We start from the raw sequence: 16,389 nt of genomic DNA, 5'->3' as shown, positions 1-16,389 counted from the left end.
CTTGACCATGGCCATTCCTCCATTTGAAGGTATGCCGCCATGAACACAGTGGATTTCGAAGATCAGGCATCAAAAACTTATGCTCCCGGGCAGACATTCACCAGCTACGGGGTACCTTTTCACCTTTTGCCAGGATCTACAGCACCGATGTCCATTCAGGGATCAAGCGGTACCCACGTTAATGGGCAAGTCCTGGTCATTCGTCCAGGCACCGTGGAGATCGACCTCAACCCGGCCCAAAACAGCTTCAGCTTTTGGTTTGCAAACGCAGATAAAGGACTGACTGTGCGCTTTTTTGCGCAGGATGGTTCGAAGATTGACGAGTTCATTGAACCTGCGCATGGTGCTGGCGAGAAAGCATTCGGACATACCATCCAGCCTTCATTCACGAGGGTTCAGATCGAAGTCCACGGTGATAGTGCGTTAATCGATCTGGAGTTCGTGTAATAACGATGACTGGCCAACGGCAGTCAGCGCTCGCTAAACTCAGGCCCGACTGCCGAGAATCACAACGATGAAACACGCTGCCGCCAAGAACCCCGAACAAGCCCCTCGCTTCTGGCGCGACGACGCCCTGCCCTTCATTGAAGCGCGGGCCATCGCCGATGGCCGCGAGGTCTGCTATTCCCGTCATTCCCACGCGCACTTTTCCATCGGCGCGATCACCGCCGGACGCAGCACCTATGTGCATGAGCAATCCTCGTTCGAAGTGGCGGCCGGCACCGTGGTGCTGATGAATCCGGGGGACGTGCACGCGTGCAACCCGATCGATGACCAACCGTGGTCGTATTTGATGCTGTATGTGGAAACGCCGTGGCTGACGGATCTGCAGCATCAGCTGGGGTTCAGCGCGGAGCTTGAGTTTCGGCGGTTTACCGATACCCATTTGAATGACGCCCGCCTGTTTCGCGACTTGAATGGGTTGTACGGCGTGTTGGTCGACGATCAGCAAGACGTGCTGTGCAAGCAGAGCGCAGCCGTGGAGTTTTTCAGCGACCTGCAACTACGTTTGAATCCCATCGAGCAACCGTTGCGCGAACCGAACTGCAAACTCGAACGCGCCGCCGACTTCATCCGCCAACACTGCACCGACCTGCTCAGCCTCGACGACATCTGCGCCGCTGCCGAGCTGTCACCGTCCTACCTGATCCGCGCCTTCAAACAGCATTACGGCATGACGCCCCATGCGTTTTTGGTCAACCAGCGCATCCAGTTCGCCCGCGAGCGCTTGCGGCGCGGGCAGTTGATTGCGGATGTGGCGCTGGAGGCGGGGTTTGCTGATCAGGCGCATTTTCAGCGGGCGTTCAAGCAGCATCTGGCGGCTACGCCGGGGCAGTATCGGGGATAGCTCCACACGCTCAATCCCGTCGCACTGAAATGTTTTGGATCGTTCCCACGCTCTGCGTGGGAATGCAGCCCGGGACGCTCCGCGTCCCTTCCAGAGCTGGAACGCGGAGCGTCCCTTGAGGCATTCCCACCCAGAGCGTGGGAACGATCAGGTTACAGAGGCGCCTCGGTCACTTTGATAAGTCTACATACCCGGAAAGATATACATATTTATCGCCAACAAAGCTTCAGGCCTTTAAAAATAATCCCCCCTCTCATTCCCGCCACGACAAAGAAACACTTCGAACATTAATCCACGCCAATTTTCGCCTTGGCGCCTTACTCTAAAAACCTGTCTACCGCACAAAAACGACAGTCAATAAACAACCACCACACATCTCATTTATTTCGCTACCAGAGAATGGATTCCGAGTCATGAAGCCAATGGACAACTATGTTTACAACTCCAACAACACACTTCAAAAGAAGACAGTAAGCCAGACCATTACAAACTTTATCGACGATAAATACGCCAATGAACGCCTTGGCTGGAAATGGGATGAAATTCTGGTTCCGTGCGTGGAGGACAGCACATTTGACCAGATTCACCGCAGCAGTAAAGTTTCGCTTTCCATACTTCTTCGCCACGACGATTTTCACTTTGTCCGCGCTCGCCACCAGATTCCGGACAACGCGATTTTTCTGCTGGATGAGCGAGGCCGGCTCTACTTCAGTCATCGAAATCTGGTTTCCAGCAACGGTCGGCCTGCTACCCCGTTTGTTTCTCTCAGGGATATCACCGTGGATGTCACAGGTCGGGCGGACTTGGAAGACGATCTGCGATTGTTGGCCAGGATCGCCGCATCCAGCGGCGGATGGATCGTGTCAGGAGACGAAATCAGTGTCGGCCAGTGGCTGCGATTCAACGGATTGCAAGTACCGACAAACGAACAAGAGACCCGTGACCTGCTGGACCTGTTGAACTTCTCGACATTGCCCGAGCCCCCGAAGTATGGAAACTATTGGCAACTGCTGGACGCGCCAGATACGTCGCCATTCAAGCTTGAAGGAAACAACCGGGCAATCATTCTTGATCTGAAACAAAGTTTCACTATGTATTCTGAAGCCATCGTCAATGTCCTCGGCAGAAGCGTGCTGATTGAGAGCGGACCAAGTGACGGCGCTACAACCAGCATGGACTACCGCCTTCAACAATTGCTCGAAAGTACAGCGTCCCGGCACGGGCAAGATTATCTGTCCCGACTGGGCTGGCTTAATGAAGCAGCTGCCACTCAACAATCGACTGAACTCGCAGAGCAACTGGCGGTTGCCGCGATATTGCTTGATCTCGACCCGGCGCTCGATATTGCCAATACCCACTTCGCCGGTTTCGATCTATACGCCAGACGCTACTTCAAACAGCATCCGAGCCAGGTTCGAACGGAACTGGAAGCGCATCTGATCAAGCATTTGCACGTCGCTCCCCCATTCGCTCCGTTGGTGGCACAGATGATTCTGGCAGGCATGGCGCCGGAGTACCTTTTTGCAGACTGGCCGTCCAGCCTGCGAATGGGAACACCAGCCTGGGTAATCGCTACTCAGGCGGTGCATCTGGTAGAAGCACTGGCACCCGGTGCCAGCCGCAAAATGACTTATCAACATTTGATGGGATTCAGCCAATCGACGAAATCACTCGCGCCTCTGGCTGCGTTACAAGCTGAGGGCTCGGTGGACCCGGTGGTGACCTGGGCCTGGATGAACGGTGTCATCACGCGAGATGCGCAAGGCGATCTCAGCGCAAAAGAAATCGAACGCGCGATGCGCGAATACGATCAGTACATCGACATGACGCTGAAAGCCGCTGAATGTTTTTCCACACCATTGCCCGACCGAAGACAACTTGCGTTGCAAGAGCTGAAATCGCAGGAGCGCCATTGCGACCCCGATGAACTGCTGGTCAAACATCGCGGCAGTGGTGGTGGCGCCGGTCGTAAAGTGTCAGTGCTGGACCTTTACATGGGCGACGAACTTCACACTCAAGACTGGGATCGCATCAAAGGCACCAGTATCTACAAATCCTTCCCGAACCTGCCCTATCTCTATCCCGTTACCGAGCTTTACGAGTCGGCGACCAACAGTCATTTCGAGTCTGTACTCGAGGGGCTGGCGCGCAATATCCAGATCGCCATTTCTCAGGTACTCCCGGAAGATACAGCGTCCCTCCAATACGGTGCGATCGGGATCTATTGCGTTCAGAATATGAACTACAAACCGGCGAGAGTTACCGGGCGTTATGGTTTCAGTCCGGCGACTTACGTCCCGGGTGAAACCGGGCGCTACGGCGTCATTCTTTGTGTAAAGCACGGTTATGCCGTCAAGTGCTTTGAACTGTTTCCACTCAGGATGGAATGCCGGTACAACCCAAATCTTGAAGCGTTCTTCAAGCCGCTGATAACCGGAAACGGCTACCCGCTCGACACTCGCTTCGCAGACAAGAAAAAATTTGAATTGATCCCCGTCGACCTCCAGGCCTACTTGCAAAACGTGCCACCCAAAACGGGTGTCCTGTCCAGAGTCCACGTCCGCAGGATCGGCGTACTTGAAGCACCTGCCGACCACAGCGACCGGGATAATCAAATACCCTTTTATCGATCCTCACGCATGGAAACACTGGGCAGGCTGGTCGCCAGGCAAAATCCGTACATCACCGAAAAAGAGATTCACCAGTTGGGCCTGCAGCAAACCGCACGAGAAAAGGCGATCGAAAAAACCGACGCTATCTTCAACATTATTCTCAACCTGATCATTCCCTTCAAAGGCTGCGTGGAAGGACTGACTTCAGGGGATCCGAAGAAACACGGCGGTGCCATTTTCGACTGTATTGTCGACGCTGCCGTACTGGCGATGACCATTTTTGCCGCGCCCGTCGCCATCGCTGCCGCCGCCAGCAAAGCTGCGGCCATCGCCGGCAAACTGCTGTCCGCTTCGCGGGTTCTGGCAAAGACGGCCCTCAGCCTGTTCAATCCGTTATCGGGTTTGCCGCAACTGCTCAAGGCGGGTGGCAAACTGATCGGAAGAGGGCTGACGAAACTGAGCGGCCATACGCTCTCACTGGCACATCAAGCCAAGCAGCAACTCAGGTTTCTGACCGGTGCCAACAGCTACGACCTGATCAAAGCCATTGAGCACACCGGCTCGGCTACCCAACTTCGAACGTCGCTGGATACCGTCGCTCACGCTCGAGCACTGTTCAAAAATGATCTCATAGAGGATGCGCATCAGGTTCTGCAGAAACTGCATGCAAACGACGCAAAACGATTGAGCAAGATTCCCGAGTCGGAGCTCGCGCACCTGTTGGAAAAGACATTGGGCGACATTGCGCGCCAGTCCGACGCGGCCCAGTCGTTGAAGAAAGTGCTGGATCCACAAGTGGTCGAAAGTCTGATCAGGCAACAGGCGAAAAAATATACGCTGGCTAATCTCCACCAGTTCAGCAATCACAATACACTGCCCGAGTTGTTCGAAACGACGTTGACCATTGAATACAAAAACCTGCAGTTCATGCACAACCACCAGCGCACACTGCTGACCACGGATTTGGGCAAGGCGCCATTCGACAGCCTACTGGATGAACTGAAGTTCAATCCCGCTGGACTGACCGATAACACAGATCGCGCCGCGGCCTGGATTGTTCACGCATCCAGTTCTCGTAACGACGTCGATCGTGTGAAGGACCTTCTGCTCGAATTCAGCCGTAACAACAAGCCACTGAACGATCCGGCGGTATACGCCGAGCTGCACAAACGCATTGCTCCCAAGGATGCCGGCGGCTTGCGCAGTCCAACGGGGGAGGCACGCTATCCTTCCAATGTTTCAGGCGCAGCGTTGCTGGAACAACACGCCAAGGCTCTGGATCCTGCGGGTGAACATTTTTCCAGGCAGATGCTGGGAGCGATGCTCGGTTATCACAGCTTTGTCGATGGCAACGGGCGCACGGCGCGAGCGGTGTATGCGATTGCGGAGCTGCGCAAAAATCGCTTTCATCCTTTAGGTAAAGCGGCTGAAGACGCCCTGAGCGGACTGAACTGATTCAACCTGCAAATACCCGTGGGAGTGATTCCCACGGGGCTTGAGGCGCCAGCAGGTAAATCGCACTCACCGCCAGCAGCGATGCCATCACCCGGTTGAACAAACGCATCCCTGCCGGGTTGCCGAGATAGCCACGCAAAAACGTCCCGGCATACGCCCAGCACCCGACCGACAGATAACAGATCACCAGATACACCGCCGCAAACTGCCACACCAGCCGCGCTTCGCCGTCAGCGACAAACGCGCCCATCCCCGCCACACAGGCCAGCCAGGCCTTGGGGTTGAGCCACTGCATCACCGCGCCGTAAAGCATTGATGGCGCCCTGCCCGATTCTCCCGCATTCAACTGCCCGTCATCCGTTGCCAACTTCCAGGCCATGAACAGCAAAAACGCCACTCCGGCCAGTTGCACCACGCGGGTCAGCGACGGCCACAGTTTCAGTACTTCATGCAGCCCCAGTCCCATCAACACCAGCAACAGCACAAACCCCAGCGTCGCCCCGGCCACATGCCGCTGGCTCGCGCGAAAGCCGAACTGCGCCCCCGAACTCAACGCCACGATATTCACCGGCCCGGGGGTAATGGACGCGGCCAGGGCAAACGCCGCCATCGATACAATCAGACTCATCGCACACCTGCTTCAAATCGAGGAACAAGGCGCTCACGGTAGCCGACGCACAGCAGGCGGTATTGAAGGAAATTACCCCCGCGCGCGCAGACCCACTACGCTCTGGCTATGCGATCACTTTTGACCAGGAAGTCTGCCCCTCGATGATTCTGATTCTGTTGCCCTCTGCCGATTACGACCCGACCGAAAGCAGCGTGCCGTGGCAGGCGATGCGCAATGCGGGCATCGAAGTACGTTTTGCCACGCCGCAAGGCTTGCCTGCCCACGCCGATCCACGGTTGGTGAATATCGGCTTCGGCCTGTTGAGCCCGATGCTGATGACGCGCAAGGCCGATCTGGACAGTTACACGCAGATGATCGAGTCCGAAGCGTTCAGGCAGCCGCTGGCGTATGCCGATGTCGATACGAGCCAATTTGAGGGCCTGCTGATTCCCGGCGGCCACGCCAAAGGGATGCGCACGCTGCTGGAATCGACGCAGGCCCAGCAGATCGCCCTGCAATTTTTCAAGGCCGAAAAACCCGTGGCGGCGGTGTGTCATGGTGTGCTGTTGCTGGCGAGGACGCTCGACCCCGACACCGGGCGTTCGGTGTTGTTCGGGCGCAAGGTGACGGCGTTGCTCGCGGCAACCATGGAGTTGCCGGCGTGGCTGATGACAGCTGCGTGGCTGGGGCGCTACTACCGCACCTACAAGCAGACCGTCGAAGCGGAAGTGAAGACCGCGCTGGCCAGCAAAGCCGACTTCCAACGCGGGCCGCTGATCGCCAAGCGCGATTGTGCGCAGAAACTGCAATCAGGATTTGTGGTGCGCGACGGCCAACTGCTGACAGCGCGCTGGCCAGGCGATTGCCATCGATTCGCCGCAGAATGGGTGGCCATGTTGCAGCCACCCGAGCGCTGATCCGCGTTTCAGTCCAGACGCGGCACGGTGAAACGGAACTCACTGCCCTGCCCCGGCTCGCTCTCGGCAACGATCTGCCCGCCATGGGCCTCGACGATGCCTTGCGTGATATACAGGCCCAGCCCGGTGCCGGTCGGATTGCCTTCCTTCACCGTCCAGTAACGGTCGAATACGTGCGGCAGGTGATCCTTGGGAATGCCTTCGCCGCTGTCGCGGACCGTGAAGACGATGTCGTCACCGACCGATTTGGCATACACGTCGACCGTGCCCAGGCGCGGAGTGAATTTGATCGCGTTGCCGACCAGATTCGACAGCACCTGAAACAGTCGCTCGGGGTCGGCATGGATGCTCAGGTCGGGATCGGCCTCGAACGAGATGCTGATGTCCTTGTCCAGCGCCAGCGGCGCGAGCAGCGATTGCGCCTCTTCGAACATCTGCGCGACATCGAGTTTCTGCGGCGCGATGGTGTAGCGGCCGGCGTCGATTTTCGAGGTATCGAGCAAGTCTTCCAGCAGCGTGTTCATGCGCCCGGCGGCTTGTTGCATGGTGTCGATCGCAGTCGAGATGCGCCGCGAAGTGTGCGGCCCGTCGGAGCTGAAAGCCTTCTGCATCATGCCGCACAGCATCGAGATCACGGTCATCGGGTTGCGCAGATCGTGTGAAACCACAGCAACCAATTCATCGCGGGCACGCACCGCCTCCTGCTCCCGGCGCACCTGACGGGCCAGATCATTTTCCAGCGCCGAGCGACGCAAGTCGTTGGCGGCGAACAGATCGCCGTGACTCCACTTGGTGGAAATCCCGGCCATCTCGACCTTCCAGATTTCGAACGAAGTACGCGGCCGCAGGCGCAGGCCGGCGTCGGAGTTTTCCAAATCCAGCGGCTTGCGCGGGTCGCCGCTCCAGTTGATGTTCTCTTTGACTTCGGGGCGGAACCACAGCACGCCGTTGTCCACCGGTTTGGGCAGGCTCATGGCGAGCACGCCGCTGGCAACTTGCTGATAGTGCGCGGCCGGCGGATAGACGCTGGCCAGGTGGTGACTGGCAAACACCGGCTCGCCACGCTCCTGCAACCATTTGTGCAGGGCACGGATCTCTTCCGGCTCCGGGCAGTTGCCGTAACGGTGCAATTGCTTGTCTTCGATGATCGCGATGCCGCCGGCATTGGCCAGCGCCATCAGGACTTGTGGCTGGTTGGCCAAACCATCGAATACGTTCTGTGGCGAATCGATCATTGCTTGATTGAGCAGCGCCAACGCTTCGACTTTTTCTTCCCGTTGACGGCTGACTTCCAGTGCTTCCATCGCGCTGATCTGCAACGACAGCACCTGGCCGATGGTCTGGCACGCGGTGCGCAATTCATGCGGTACATGCAGCGGCTGGCGATTGCCGCAACTGATCAGGCCCCAGAGCTTGTCGCCCTTGAGCAGGGAAATGCTCATCGAGGACAGCACGCCCATGTTCTTCATGTACTGGCAGTGGATCGGCGACACGCTGCGCAGCGTCGCGAAGCTCAGGTCCAGCGGAGTCTGGGTGTCCGGGCGCAACTTGGGCACCAGCGGCACCGGTTGGTAGTCGGCATTCGGGATGATCCGCAGCCAGTTGGTGCGGTACAGCTCGCGGGCCTGCTCGGGGATGTCGGAGGCCGGGAAAAACAGACCGTTGAACACTTCCATCGAGGGGTCGGACGCTTCGGCAATGACTTGGCCGTGGCCCTCTTCCTCAAAACGGTAGATCAATACCCGGTCGTAACCGGTCATGGCCTGGATTTCCTTGACGCTGATGTCGTACAGCGCCTGCAGGCTCTGGGCCTTTTGCAGGCGCGCGAGCATCCGCCCCAGATGGGTCTCGGTGCCGGCGACGTTGCGCGGCTGGAAGTTTTCGACGTGGATTTCCAGCTCCAGAATCAGCACATCCTGATGCCGGTGCAGCAAACCTTCGAACGCCGTGCCGTTGAGGCGAAAGTGCAGCGGCGGCGCATCGGACAAGGCCGGTTGCTGCAAGGCCTCGCGAACCTGCGCAGCGTGGGCATCGCCGATCAGGCTTTGCAGGGGCTGGCCGATCAGCTCTTGCGCCGGGCGCGCGAGCAAGGTTTCGACGTTGGCGCTGATCTGGATGATCGAAAGGTCCGGCTCGCTCAGGGTCAGCAGCAAACCGTGCGGCTGGATCGCGCCAGGAAAGCGGATCGGCTCGTCGGCGCAGTTGGCCAGCAACTCTTCAAAGGCTTCTTTGTCTTGCGGGGTCATACCAGAACCTCCTGGCTTTCGAGCCAGCGCTCGAAACAGCTGAATGTAGTGTGGGCGGCCGCCACGACGGCTTCACGCTCGTCGGCGTCCATCGGGCGACTGCCCAGGTATTCGATGAAATCGCGCCAGCGCCGGCCGGTGGCAGCGCCGTAGATGTCCAGAAACGCTGCGCCGTTGTCCGCGCCCAGGCTCAACCGCGTGGCGATTTCCCGGCGCAGGATCTGTCCGCCGAGGGTGGCGCCTTCCAGCACGTACAGCACGCCAAGGCAGGCGGCGGCGGAGTCGATGGCGGGCAACTGGCGGCAGAGCGAAAACTCTCCGCCGCTTGCGCCCAGCGCCTGCAGATCGCGTTGCAGAGTCGGGGTCTTGAGCCGCGAAACCAGATCGAAATCGGCGGGGATCTCGCCGCTGTCCTGCAATGCGCTTTCCAGTGGCTGATAGAAGCCGTAATAGGCGCGCATCAGTCGCTCGAAAGCGTGGAGATCAAGGGTGTCGGAGAAGAAAGGAAGGCGTTTTTCCAGAGCAATGTGCAGTTCGGCCGTGCCGGCGCGCAGATCTTGCAACACCGGTGGTACATGAACCTCGCGGGCCTTTGCTTGCATGTAGTCGCTCGTACAATGGGCCGCCTGGGGCCATGGGGGAATGGAGAAGCATGGCGCGAAAGCTTACACGGCAATTGGCCTTTCTGACCCGCCAGATGATTTTTTTCTGTCGGATTCATCACCCTGTGATGGTTTCAGAGTTGACGGGGCAGCAGAAAGTTCGAACGGATTCGCGCCCGTCCATCGCTGTACCGCGACTCTGCTACCTGACTGTACGGTTCAGGCCCACACGCCTGCATGATAGAAATAGCGCTCCCGCCACCGGAGCCCGCACCATGGATCTTGCCACCCTCTCCCTGTTCCTGCCCGCCTGTTTTGCCCTGAACATGGCGCCGGGGCCGAACAACCTGCTGTCGGTCAGCAACGCCACCCGCTACGGCTATCGCCGCGCCTGCGTGGCCGGGATCGGGCGGTTGCTGGCGTTTGCCGGGATGATCGCCCTCGCGGCGGCCGGGCTGGCGGTGGTGCTGCAAACGTCCGAACTGTTGTTCTACGGGATCAAGATTGTCGGCGCGGGGTATCTGCTGTATCTGGCGTGGCAGCTGTGGCGGGCCAATCCTGCCGCCGAAGACGCGGTTACTGCGCCGGCGAACGGGCTTCTGGCCCTGGCGCGTCAGGAGTTTCTGGTGGCGGCAGGCAATCCCAAGGCAATCCTGATCTTTACCGCATTCCTGCCGCAATTCGTTGACCCGACCCGCGCCATCACCCCGCAGTTCATGCTGCTGGGCGTGCTGTTCCTGCTGCTGGAATGGATCGCCATCAGCGCTTACGCCTACATGGGCCTGCACATGCGCCGCTGGTTCGCCGAGCCGCGCGGCAAACGGATCTTCAACCGTTGCTGCGCCGGGCTGCTGTCGGCGGCAGCTTCGGTATTGTTAATGGCCAAGCGCGCCTAAGCTTCGGAAGGGCCCTTGAGTTCGACCTGGTTGCCGTCCGGGTCGAAGCAGTACAGCGACAGGCCGTAGCCCTCGGCGCCAAAACGGGTGGCGGCTTTTTCGACGGTCAGGCCGCAGGCTTGCAAATGACTGACCAGCGCCGCTTCATCGAACGGCTCGATGCGCAGGCAGAAGTGATCGACATTGCGCCGTTCGCTGCCGGCAGCGGCGCCGCCCTTGCGACCGATTTCGCCGTCGAGGTCGACCAGATCGATCATCGACGTGCCGGCGCGCAGGTGCACCAGACCGAACTTTTCATTGCGCTTGACCACTTCGGCGCCGAAAACCCGGTCGTAGAAATCAATGCTGCGTTGCAGATCGGCGACGCGCAGCACGATGTGATCGATGTGTTGAATCGTGAACGGTGGCATACCTTCATTTCCCGAGTTGTAGCGACCCGATCACTGTAGTGCAGCGGCCCGAAAATTCACTGTCGATTTTTCGGTGGAGCCATCGAATAACTGGTTTTATCCTCGGCTTGTGGACACATAACCCTTCGATCGCGAATCTGGATCTGACCTGAAACTGTTCGTCGCTGCTTGCCGAACTGATCAAACCGCGGGCGCAAGATCGAACAAAGAATTCAGCCCATCAATAGCGCCGGGGGGTGAAGGCGATGAGGTAGGTTAGTTTCAATGCCGAGCGAGACACATAAAATAATCCGATGCCAATACTGGCATCGGACTTCAATTTCTTGCAGAAAAACCCAAATAAAAATGGCTCAACTTACCAAGCACATCCAAATAACCATTGTTATCAGAACATACTCATCTTCTTATCAAGTCTCAAACCGAGCCAAATCCAGGATCCTTTTTTTTACAAATTGATCGTCACTTGCACTTTATCGGAAGGTATGAATACCGGATGACCAGGCGTAGGCGCTTTACCATAATCAAAATAATACTTACCATTACCTAGCTTCACTAAGTCGTCCTCAGATAAGTGAGTAATTACGAAATTCTCGGAGCCGGCCGGAAAATCAATCGTTTTTACGGTTTTTTCATCAGCTTCCAGCCATACGGTACAGGTACCGTCGCTCTCCGGCTTCGGCATTCTAATTAGAATAAATAATTTCCCCTCGATCAAACTGCTCCTTTTAATCTCACCAAAAACATTAAGGAACTTCATAGCTGGCAGTGCTTCTTCATTGGACATTTTTATAATCCTCTATATTGGCCTCAATCATTTACACAGGATTCATGCTCCGCAAACGCTTCGTCGAACAGTTACAAAGAAACGCATCTCACAGCCCTCAAACAATAAGAATCTGAGGCACAGCAAGTAAACGCATAATCAATCATCACGTCTACTGTCAGAAATAACAGGTGTCGGTCGAAAACCGACAAACGGTCATGTAATCTGCCTTAGCGAGAACATCGTGGTACCGACAGCTTGAATGGGTCCGTTTAGTGAAGCGCACCAAAAATTCACTGTCGATTTTTCGGTGGAGCCGTCGAATAACTGGTTTTATCCTCGGCCCATGAACATACAGACCGCTGCCCTGCCCCCTCACGCCGAAATGGTTCGCGCCATGCTCGCAAGCGACACTGCCTATGAAGGCGTGTTCTTCACGGCCGTGAAAACCACCGGGATCTTTTGCCGCCCTACCTGCACGGCGCGCAAGCCGAAACCGGAAAATGTCGAGTTCTTCGCCCACGCTGACGAGTGCCTGTCCGCCGGTTACCGCGCTTGTCTGCGTTGTAAACCGCTAGACGCTGCGGCCATCGCCCCGGACTGGGTGCAGCGGCTGCTAAAAGCGGTCGACGCCGATCCGGAGCTGCGCTGGAGCGATGCGCAATTGCTCGCCGAGGGCATCGAGCCGCTGAAGCTGCGGCGCTGGTTCAAGCAGCATTTCGGCATGACCTTCCACGCGTGGCTGCGCACCCGCCGGCTCGGCATGGCGTTGGGCGGGATCAAGCAAGGCACGTCCATCGACCACGCCGCGTTCGATTCCGGCTATGAATCCCTCAGCGGTTTTCGCGATGCGTTTCAGAAATCGTTCCACATCACGCCGGGACGCGCGGCAGCCAGCGAGCCGCTGCTGTTCACTCGCCTGACCACGCCGCTGGGGCCGATGATCGCCATGGCCGAACGCCGTGGACTGGTGCTGCTGGAGTTTCTCGACCGCCCGGCGCTGACCCGGGAAGTCGAAGAACTGCAGAACCGCTACGGCTACGTGGTCGCACCGGGGCACAACGCGCATTTGCAGCAGCTCGAAAACGAGCTGGCGCTGTACTTCGCCGGCAAGCTGAGCGAATTCGGCGTGCCGCTGCACCTGCCCGGCAGCGAGTTTGCCCGGCAGGTCTGGAGCGAACTGCGGCAAATCCCCTACGGCCACACCAGCACGTACGGCACCATCGCAGCGCGGCTGGGCAAACCCGGCGCCAGTCGCGCTGTGGGGCTGGCCAACGGGCAGAATCGGCTGTCGATCGTGGTGCCATGCCATCGGGTGATCGGTGCGGACGGCTCGTTGACCGGCTATGGTGGTGGGCAACCGCGCAAGGCGTTTTTGCTCCGGCTGGAAAACGCCGCCGTGCAGCTGACGCAACCACTGGCTTTCTGAACAACCGACAAGAAGGGATCTCGATGAACGCGCTCGACACTCAGTTTCACCAGTTGCACCACGATGGCCTGCTGATCCTGACCAACGTCGCCGACGCCACCGGCGCGCGACTGGTCGAGCAACTGGGTGGCAAAGCGGTCGCCACCAGCAGCGCCGCGGTCGCCTGGGCCCACGGTTACCCGGACGGCAACACTCTGCCGCTCGAGCGTTTGATCAGCAGCGTGGAGTCGATTGCGCGAGTCATCAAAGTGCCGTTGAGCGTGGACATCGAGGCCGGTTACTCCGATGACCTCGGCCGGGTCGCTGAAGTAATCGATGCGGTGATCGCCGCCGGTGCGGTCGGGATCAATATCGAAGACGGCAGCGGCACGCCGGAACTGCTGGTGCGCAAGATCGAAGTCGCGCGACAGGTGGCCGACAAGCGCAATGTGAAGCTTTTCATCAATGCCCGCACCGACGTTTATCTGAAAAGCCTGGTGCCTGCCGAGGATCGCGTCGCCGAAACCCTGCACCGCGCCGCGCTTTATCAGGCAGCCGGGGCCGATGGGTTGTTCGCTGCCGGGGTGACGTCCGCCTACGAAATCGAAGCAATCTGCAAGGGCACAACTTTACCGGTCAACGTTCTGGGCTTCGCTTGCCTGCCCTCTCCCGAAGAACTGATAGCCCTCGGCGTGCGCCGCTTGAGCGCAGGCTCCGGGATCGCCGAGTTCATGTACGGCGCCATGGGTTCGCTGGTGAAAAGCTTTCTCGCCAGCGGCAAGCTCGACACCCATGACCTCAAGGCCTTCACCTATGGCGAAGTCAACGGTTTGCTGAAGTAACTCATGCCCGATCCCTACCAACCGGCCAGCGTGTTTCTGGCCAGCCTCGACGCCGACTGGCAGCGCCACATTGCTGCCATAGGCCCTTGTCTACATCAGCCGCATCCGACGCGCGATCCGTATGAGTCGCTGGTGCGGGCGATTGCCTATCAGCAACTGCACGCCAAGGCGGGCGATGCGATTGTCGGGCGGCTGGTGGGATTGTTTCCCGGGCAGACGTTTCCGCGTCCCGAGCAGATTCTGGCGGCAGACTTCGACCGACTGCGCAGTTGCGGGTTTTCGGCGGGCAAGATTGCGACGATTCAGGGGATTGCCCAGGCGACCCTGGACGGTGTGGTGCCGGATTACTCGAGCGCGCTGGTGATGGAGGACGAAGCGCTGATCGAGCGTCTGGTCAGCCTGCGCGGGGTTGGCCGCTGGACTGTAGAGATGTTGCTGATCTACAGCCTGGAGCGGCCGGATATTCTGCCGGCGGATGACTTTGGCGTACGCGAGGGCTATCGGCGGTTGAAGGGGCTGGAGGTGCAGCCGACGCGCAAGCAGATGATTGACATCGGATTGGCGTGGAGTCCGTTTCGCACGGTGGCGGCGTGGTACCTGTGGCGTGTGCCTAAGGCGCTCTGACCTTGCCCCATTACCCTGTTCAGTCGGATGTTTCGACAGGCCGAGGTGAGGAGCCGTTCATCTCGCTCCTCCCCAGGGAGTCGGCCGCACGCCGTTTTCTCATGGAAACAGCAGCTTCATGTCCTGTTCCGAATAATTGTACTTGCAGCGCAACTCGGTCCCCGCCGGAATATCGTCCGCGGCGAACAGCGCACTCAGGATATAACGCCGACGTTCGAACCGGGTGCCGATCTGCAGGTCTGCTTCAACCTTGAACCCGATTATGTTCACGTTATAGCCCCCCGCCGCTTGCCTGACTGGCTTGTCGGCGGCGTCATATTCGAAGTTCGTGTTGATCCGCGAAACAATATTGTCACCGATGACCACCAGGGGCTCTTCGATGAACCTTCCCGGTCCGTAATGCAAATAAGTGCCCGCGAGCATGGTGTACGTCTGCTCCTCTGGCCGCAGCAGCCCTGCCCGGCTGATCGTTCCGCCGTAAAGGCCCAGCGCCTCGCCTCTGGTGATTCGCTTGTTCGCGACCACCATAAGCTGGCCGATCAGCGCTTTCTCGCCGGGTACTTTCACGTCGGCACTGGTGAAAGTACGCAGCTCGAGTTTCTCTTCATAGAGCCTGGCAACGTCTTCATAGCCTTCGAACTTGATGTAAGGCTTGATCGGCTCCGAACGATATCGCTCCCCCGTGTCCAGGGTCACCAGCGTTTCCAGTTTGCGAATCCGTACCGGCCTGCCCTGCGGATCGCGCAACGGGTATTTGCCGTTGTTGGTGCGGTCGTACGAAGCCAGACGATTGGCCCGGAACGAATAGCGCACCTCGTGACGCATGGCCGCCAGTTCCTGTTCGGTGTAAGGCTTGATCTGCATTGATTCGGAAGCCAGCTCGAACTCGTCGTCAGAAGCGTCCTGACGACTGCGCCCTTCGTCACCTTCCGGGTGAGGCATTGTCTCGAGGGGCGAGTCGACTTCACTGCGCGGGTCCGGGGTGCGAAAACGGTCAGTGTCAAACTCTTGAAGCGGGTGCCAGCGCCTGCCATCGCTATCGCGCTCCAGAACCGGGCCGGAAGGATTGAGTTCGCTGGCCAGCCTGGCACGGTACAACCCCGTCTGCGGATCGGCACTGACCTGGACGATGGCCTGATCGGGCAATTCGGCGAACTGGCGCCCTTTGAACGTCCTGAAGCCATCGGCATCGATCTCCGTCAGCCGGCCTGCCCCCGGGACGTGGTAGGCCTCCAACGACTGTTGCCCGGAGGCGGGTATTTCAATCGTCGGCTGCGCCTCGTGAACAGTGATCGAAGCCGGAGGACTGACGACCTCTCCAGTGCGGTCATGCGGGGCCCTTGAGCCTCCGGAAAAAGCGGGTGGATCTGGCTGCGTGAAGTGGCCACCGGGGCGAATCGTCGGCCCCGACACCGCGCCATCAGCGGGCGGTTTAAAATGGACATCAACCGGGCCTGCACCCTTGGTTGGCGGTTTGACTGGCATATCCAACTTCCTTGATAAATGGCCGGATCAAATCCTGTGAATCTGAAGCCGGCCGGTGTTCGGCGTCATTGCCGGTTCATCTACATGGCGAAAAAAGGCTACCAGACTCCGACCACACCCACCCACGCACAAACCGCTTCAAATTGATTCCCGGCGCGCTCCGGCCAACAG

At 58.6% G+C, this 16,389-nt stretch carries 14 protein-coding genes; 8 read left to right on the top strand and 6 right to left on the bottom strand.

The features are described from left to right. The first annotated feature begins 39 nt into the window (after positions 1–39). The 3 genes from ACM6JM_RS01720 to ACM6JM_RS01710 all read left to right on the top strand — a co-directional run bounded on the left by ACM6JM_RS01720 (position 40) and on the right by ACM6JM_RS01710 (position 5,415). Complete coding sequence (locus ACM6JM_RS01720; protein WP_414881213.1) at positions 40–447, top strand: hypothetical protein; 408 nt, start codon at positions 40–42, stop codon at positions 445–447. A 67-nt stretch (positions 448–514) separates the two neighbouring features. Beyond that, on the top strand, positions 515–1,348 hold the full coding sequence (locus ACM6JM_RS01715; protein ID WP_039770846.1) for an AraC family transcriptional regulator: 834 nt from the start codon (positions 515–517) through the stop codon (positions 1,346–1,348). A 413-nt stretch (positions 1,349–1,761) separates the two neighbouring features. After that, a complete protein-coding gene (locus tag ACM6JM_RS01710; protein WP_414881212.1) occupies positions 1,762–5,415 on the top strand; it encodes a hypothetical protein in 3,654 nt (1,217 codons plus the stop codon). 1 nt (position 5,416) lies between these two features. Here ACM6JM_RS01710 and ACM6JM_RS01705 read toward each other — a convergent pair whose 3' ends face one another. Then, the gene (locus tag ACM6JM_RS01705) at positions 5,417–6,043 is read right to left on the bottom strand and encodes a LysE family translocator (protein ID WP_074687850.1); all 627 of its coding nucleotides are present in this window, start codon (positions 6,041–6,043) and stop codon (positions 5,417–5,419) included. A gap of 143 nt (positions 6,044–6,186) precedes the next feature. Here ACM6JM_RS01705 and ACM6JM_RS01700 point away from each other — a divergent pair, with 143 nt between their 5' ends. Then, positions 6,187–6,942 carry a type 1 glutamine amidotransferase domain-containing protein gene (locus ACM6JM_RS01700; protein ID WP_103386494.1) on the top strand — a complete coding sequence of 252 codons (756 nt, stop codon included), beginning with the start codon at positions 6,187–6,189 and terminating at the stop codon, positions 6,940–6,942. An 8-nt stretch (positions 6,943–6,950) separates the two neighbouring features. On the opposite strand, the gene ACM6JM_RS01695 is transcribed toward ACM6JM_RS01700, so the two are convergent. Continuing rightward, on the bottom strand, positions 6,951–9,188 hold the full coding sequence (locus tag ACM6JM_RS01695; protein WP_414881211.1) for an ATP-binding protein: 2,238 nt from the start codon (positions 9,186–9,188) through the stop codon (positions 6,951–6,953). Next, complete coding sequence (locus ACM6JM_RS01690; RefSeq protein WP_163974709.1) at positions 9,185–9,790, bottom strand: biliverdin-producing heme oxygenase; 606 nt, start codon at positions 9,788–9,790, stop codon at positions 9,185–9,187. The genes ACM6JM_RS01695 and ACM6JM_RS01690 overlap by 4 nt, the downstream gene beginning before the upstream one ends. A gap of 275 nt (positions 9,791–10,065) precedes the next feature. Between ACM6JM_RS01690 and ACM6JM_RS01685 the strand changes: the two genes are divergently transcribed. Next, a complete protein-coding gene (locus ACM6JM_RS01685; RefSeq protein WP_064595457.1) occupies positions 10,066–10,686 on the top strand; it encodes a LysE family translocator in 621 nt (206 codons plus the stop codon). Here ACM6JM_RS01685 and ACM6JM_RS01680 read toward each other — a convergent pair. Both ACM6JM_RS01680 and ACM6JM_RS01675 read right to left on the bottom strand, forming a co-directional pair. After that, the gene (locus ACM6JM_RS01680) at positions 10,683–11,096 is read right to left on the bottom strand and encodes a VOC family protein (protein WP_039770856.1); all 414 of its coding nucleotides are present in this window, start codon (positions 11,094–11,096) and stop codon (positions 10,683–10,685) included. The genes ACM6JM_RS01685 and ACM6JM_RS01680 overlap by 4 nt on opposite strands. Positions 11,097–11,541: 445 nt before the next feature. Beyond that, on the bottom strand, positions 11,542–11,880 hold the full coding sequence (locus ACM6JM_RS01675; RefSeq protein WP_103386497.1) for a hypothetical protein: 339 nt from the start codon (positions 11,878–11,880) through the stop codon (positions 11,542–11,544). 325 nt (positions 11,881–12,205) lie between these two features. Here ACM6JM_RS01675 and ACM6JM_RS01670 point away from each other — a divergent pair, with 325 nt between their 5' ends. From ACM6JM_RS01670 to ACM6JM_RS01660, 3 genes are read left to right on the top strand one after another with little or no spacing between them, the layout of a single operon-like run. Then, positions 12,206–13,288 (top strand): bifunctional transcriptional activator/DNA repair enzyme AdaA, encoded by a 1,083-nt coding sequence (locus ACM6JM_RS01670; protein ID WP_103386498.1) that lies wholly within the window; start codon positions 12,206–12,208, stop codon positions 13,286–13,288. Positions 13,289–13,311: 23 nt separating this feature from the next. Further along, a complete protein-coding gene (locus ACM6JM_RS01665) occupies positions 13,312–14,109 on the top strand; it encodes an isocitrate lyase/PEP mutase family protein (protein WP_074687842.1) in 798 nt (265 codons plus the stop codon). A gap of 3 nt (positions 14,110–14,112) precedes the next feature. Then, on the top strand, positions 14,113–14,733 hold the full coding sequence (locus ACM6JM_RS01660; protein WP_039770861.1) for a DNA-3-methyladenine glycosylase family protein: 621 nt from the start codon (positions 14,113–14,115) through the stop codon (positions 14,731–14,733). Positions 14,734–14,832: 99 nt separating this feature from the next. On the opposite strand, the gene ACM6JM_RS01655 is transcribed toward ACM6JM_RS01660, so the two are convergent. Next, positions 14,833–16,218, bottom strand: a complete 1,386-nt coding sequence (locus ACM6JM_RS01655; RefSeq protein ID WP_414881210.1) for a hypothetical protein — start codon at positions 16,216–16,218, stop codon at positions 14,833–14,835. Positions 16,219–16,389 lie beyond the last annotated feature (171 nt).

This window comes from Pseudomonas sp. IT-P2 (assembly GCF_949767575.1).
Lineage (GTDB): Bacteria > Pseudomonadota > Gammaproteobacteria > Pseudomonadales > Pseudomonadaceae > Aquipseudomonas > Aquipseudomonas pharyngis.
The sequence above is the reverse complement of the archived record's forward strand: the minus strand, read 5'-3'. Positions and strand labels throughout refer to the sequence as shown.

Coding starts and splice junctions, on each gene's coding strand:
- ACM6JM_RS01720 (WP_414881213.1), top strand. CDS start 40: ATGAACACAGTGGATTTCGAAGATCAGGCATCAAAAACTTATGCTCCC.
- ACM6JM_RS01675 (WP_103386497.1), bottom strand. CDS start 11,880: ATGTCCAATGAAGAAGCACTGCCAGCTATGAAGTTCCTTAATGTTTTT.
- ACM6JM_RS01690 (WP_163974709.1), bottom strand. CDS start 9,790: ATGCAAGCAAAGGCCCGCGAGGTTCATGTACCACCGGTGTTGCAAGAT.
- ACM6JM_RS01695 (WP_414881211.1), bottom strand. CDS start 9,188: ATGACCCCGCAAGACAAAGAAGCCTTTGAAGAGTTGCTGGCCAACTGC.
- ACM6JM_RS01655 (WP_414881210.1), bottom strand. CDS start 16,218: ATGCCAGTCAAACCGCCAACCAAGGGTGCAGGCCCGGTTGATGTCCAT.
- ACM6JM_RS01670 (WP_103386498.1), top strand. CDS start 12,206: ATGAACATACAGACCGCTGCCCTGCCCCCTCACGCCGAAATGGTTCGC.
- ACM6JM_RS01700 (WP_103386494.1), top strand. CDS start 6,187: ATGATTCTGATTCTGTTGCCCTCTGCCGATTACGACCCGACCGAAAGC.
- ACM6JM_RS01665 (WP_074687842.1), top strand. CDS start 13,312: ATGAACGCGCTCGACACTCAGTTTCACCAGTTGCACCACGATGGCCTG.
- ACM6JM_RS01660 (WP_039770861.1), top strand. CDS start 14,113: ATGCCCGATCCCTACCAACCGGCCAGCGTGTTTCTGGCCAGCCTCGAC.
- ACM6JM_RS01685 (WP_064595457.1), top strand. CDS start 10,066: ATGGATCTTGCCACCCTCTCCCTGTTCCTGCCCGCCTGTTTTGCCCTG.
- ACM6JM_RS01680 (WP_039770856.1), bottom strand. CDS start 11,096: ATGCCACCGTTCACGATTCAACACATCGATCACATCGTGCTGCGCGTC.
- ACM6JM_RS01705 (WP_074687850.1), bottom strand. CDS start 6,043: ATGAGTCTGATTGTATCGATGGCGGCGTTTGCCCTGGCCGCGTCCATT.
- ACM6JM_RS01710 (WP_414881212.1), top strand. CDS start 1,762: ATGAAGCCAATGGACAACTATGTTTACAACTCCAACAACACACTTCAA.
- ACM6JM_RS01715 (WP_039770846.1), top strand. CDS start 515: ATGAAACACGCTGCCGCCAAGAACCCCGAACAAGCCCCTCGCTTCTGG.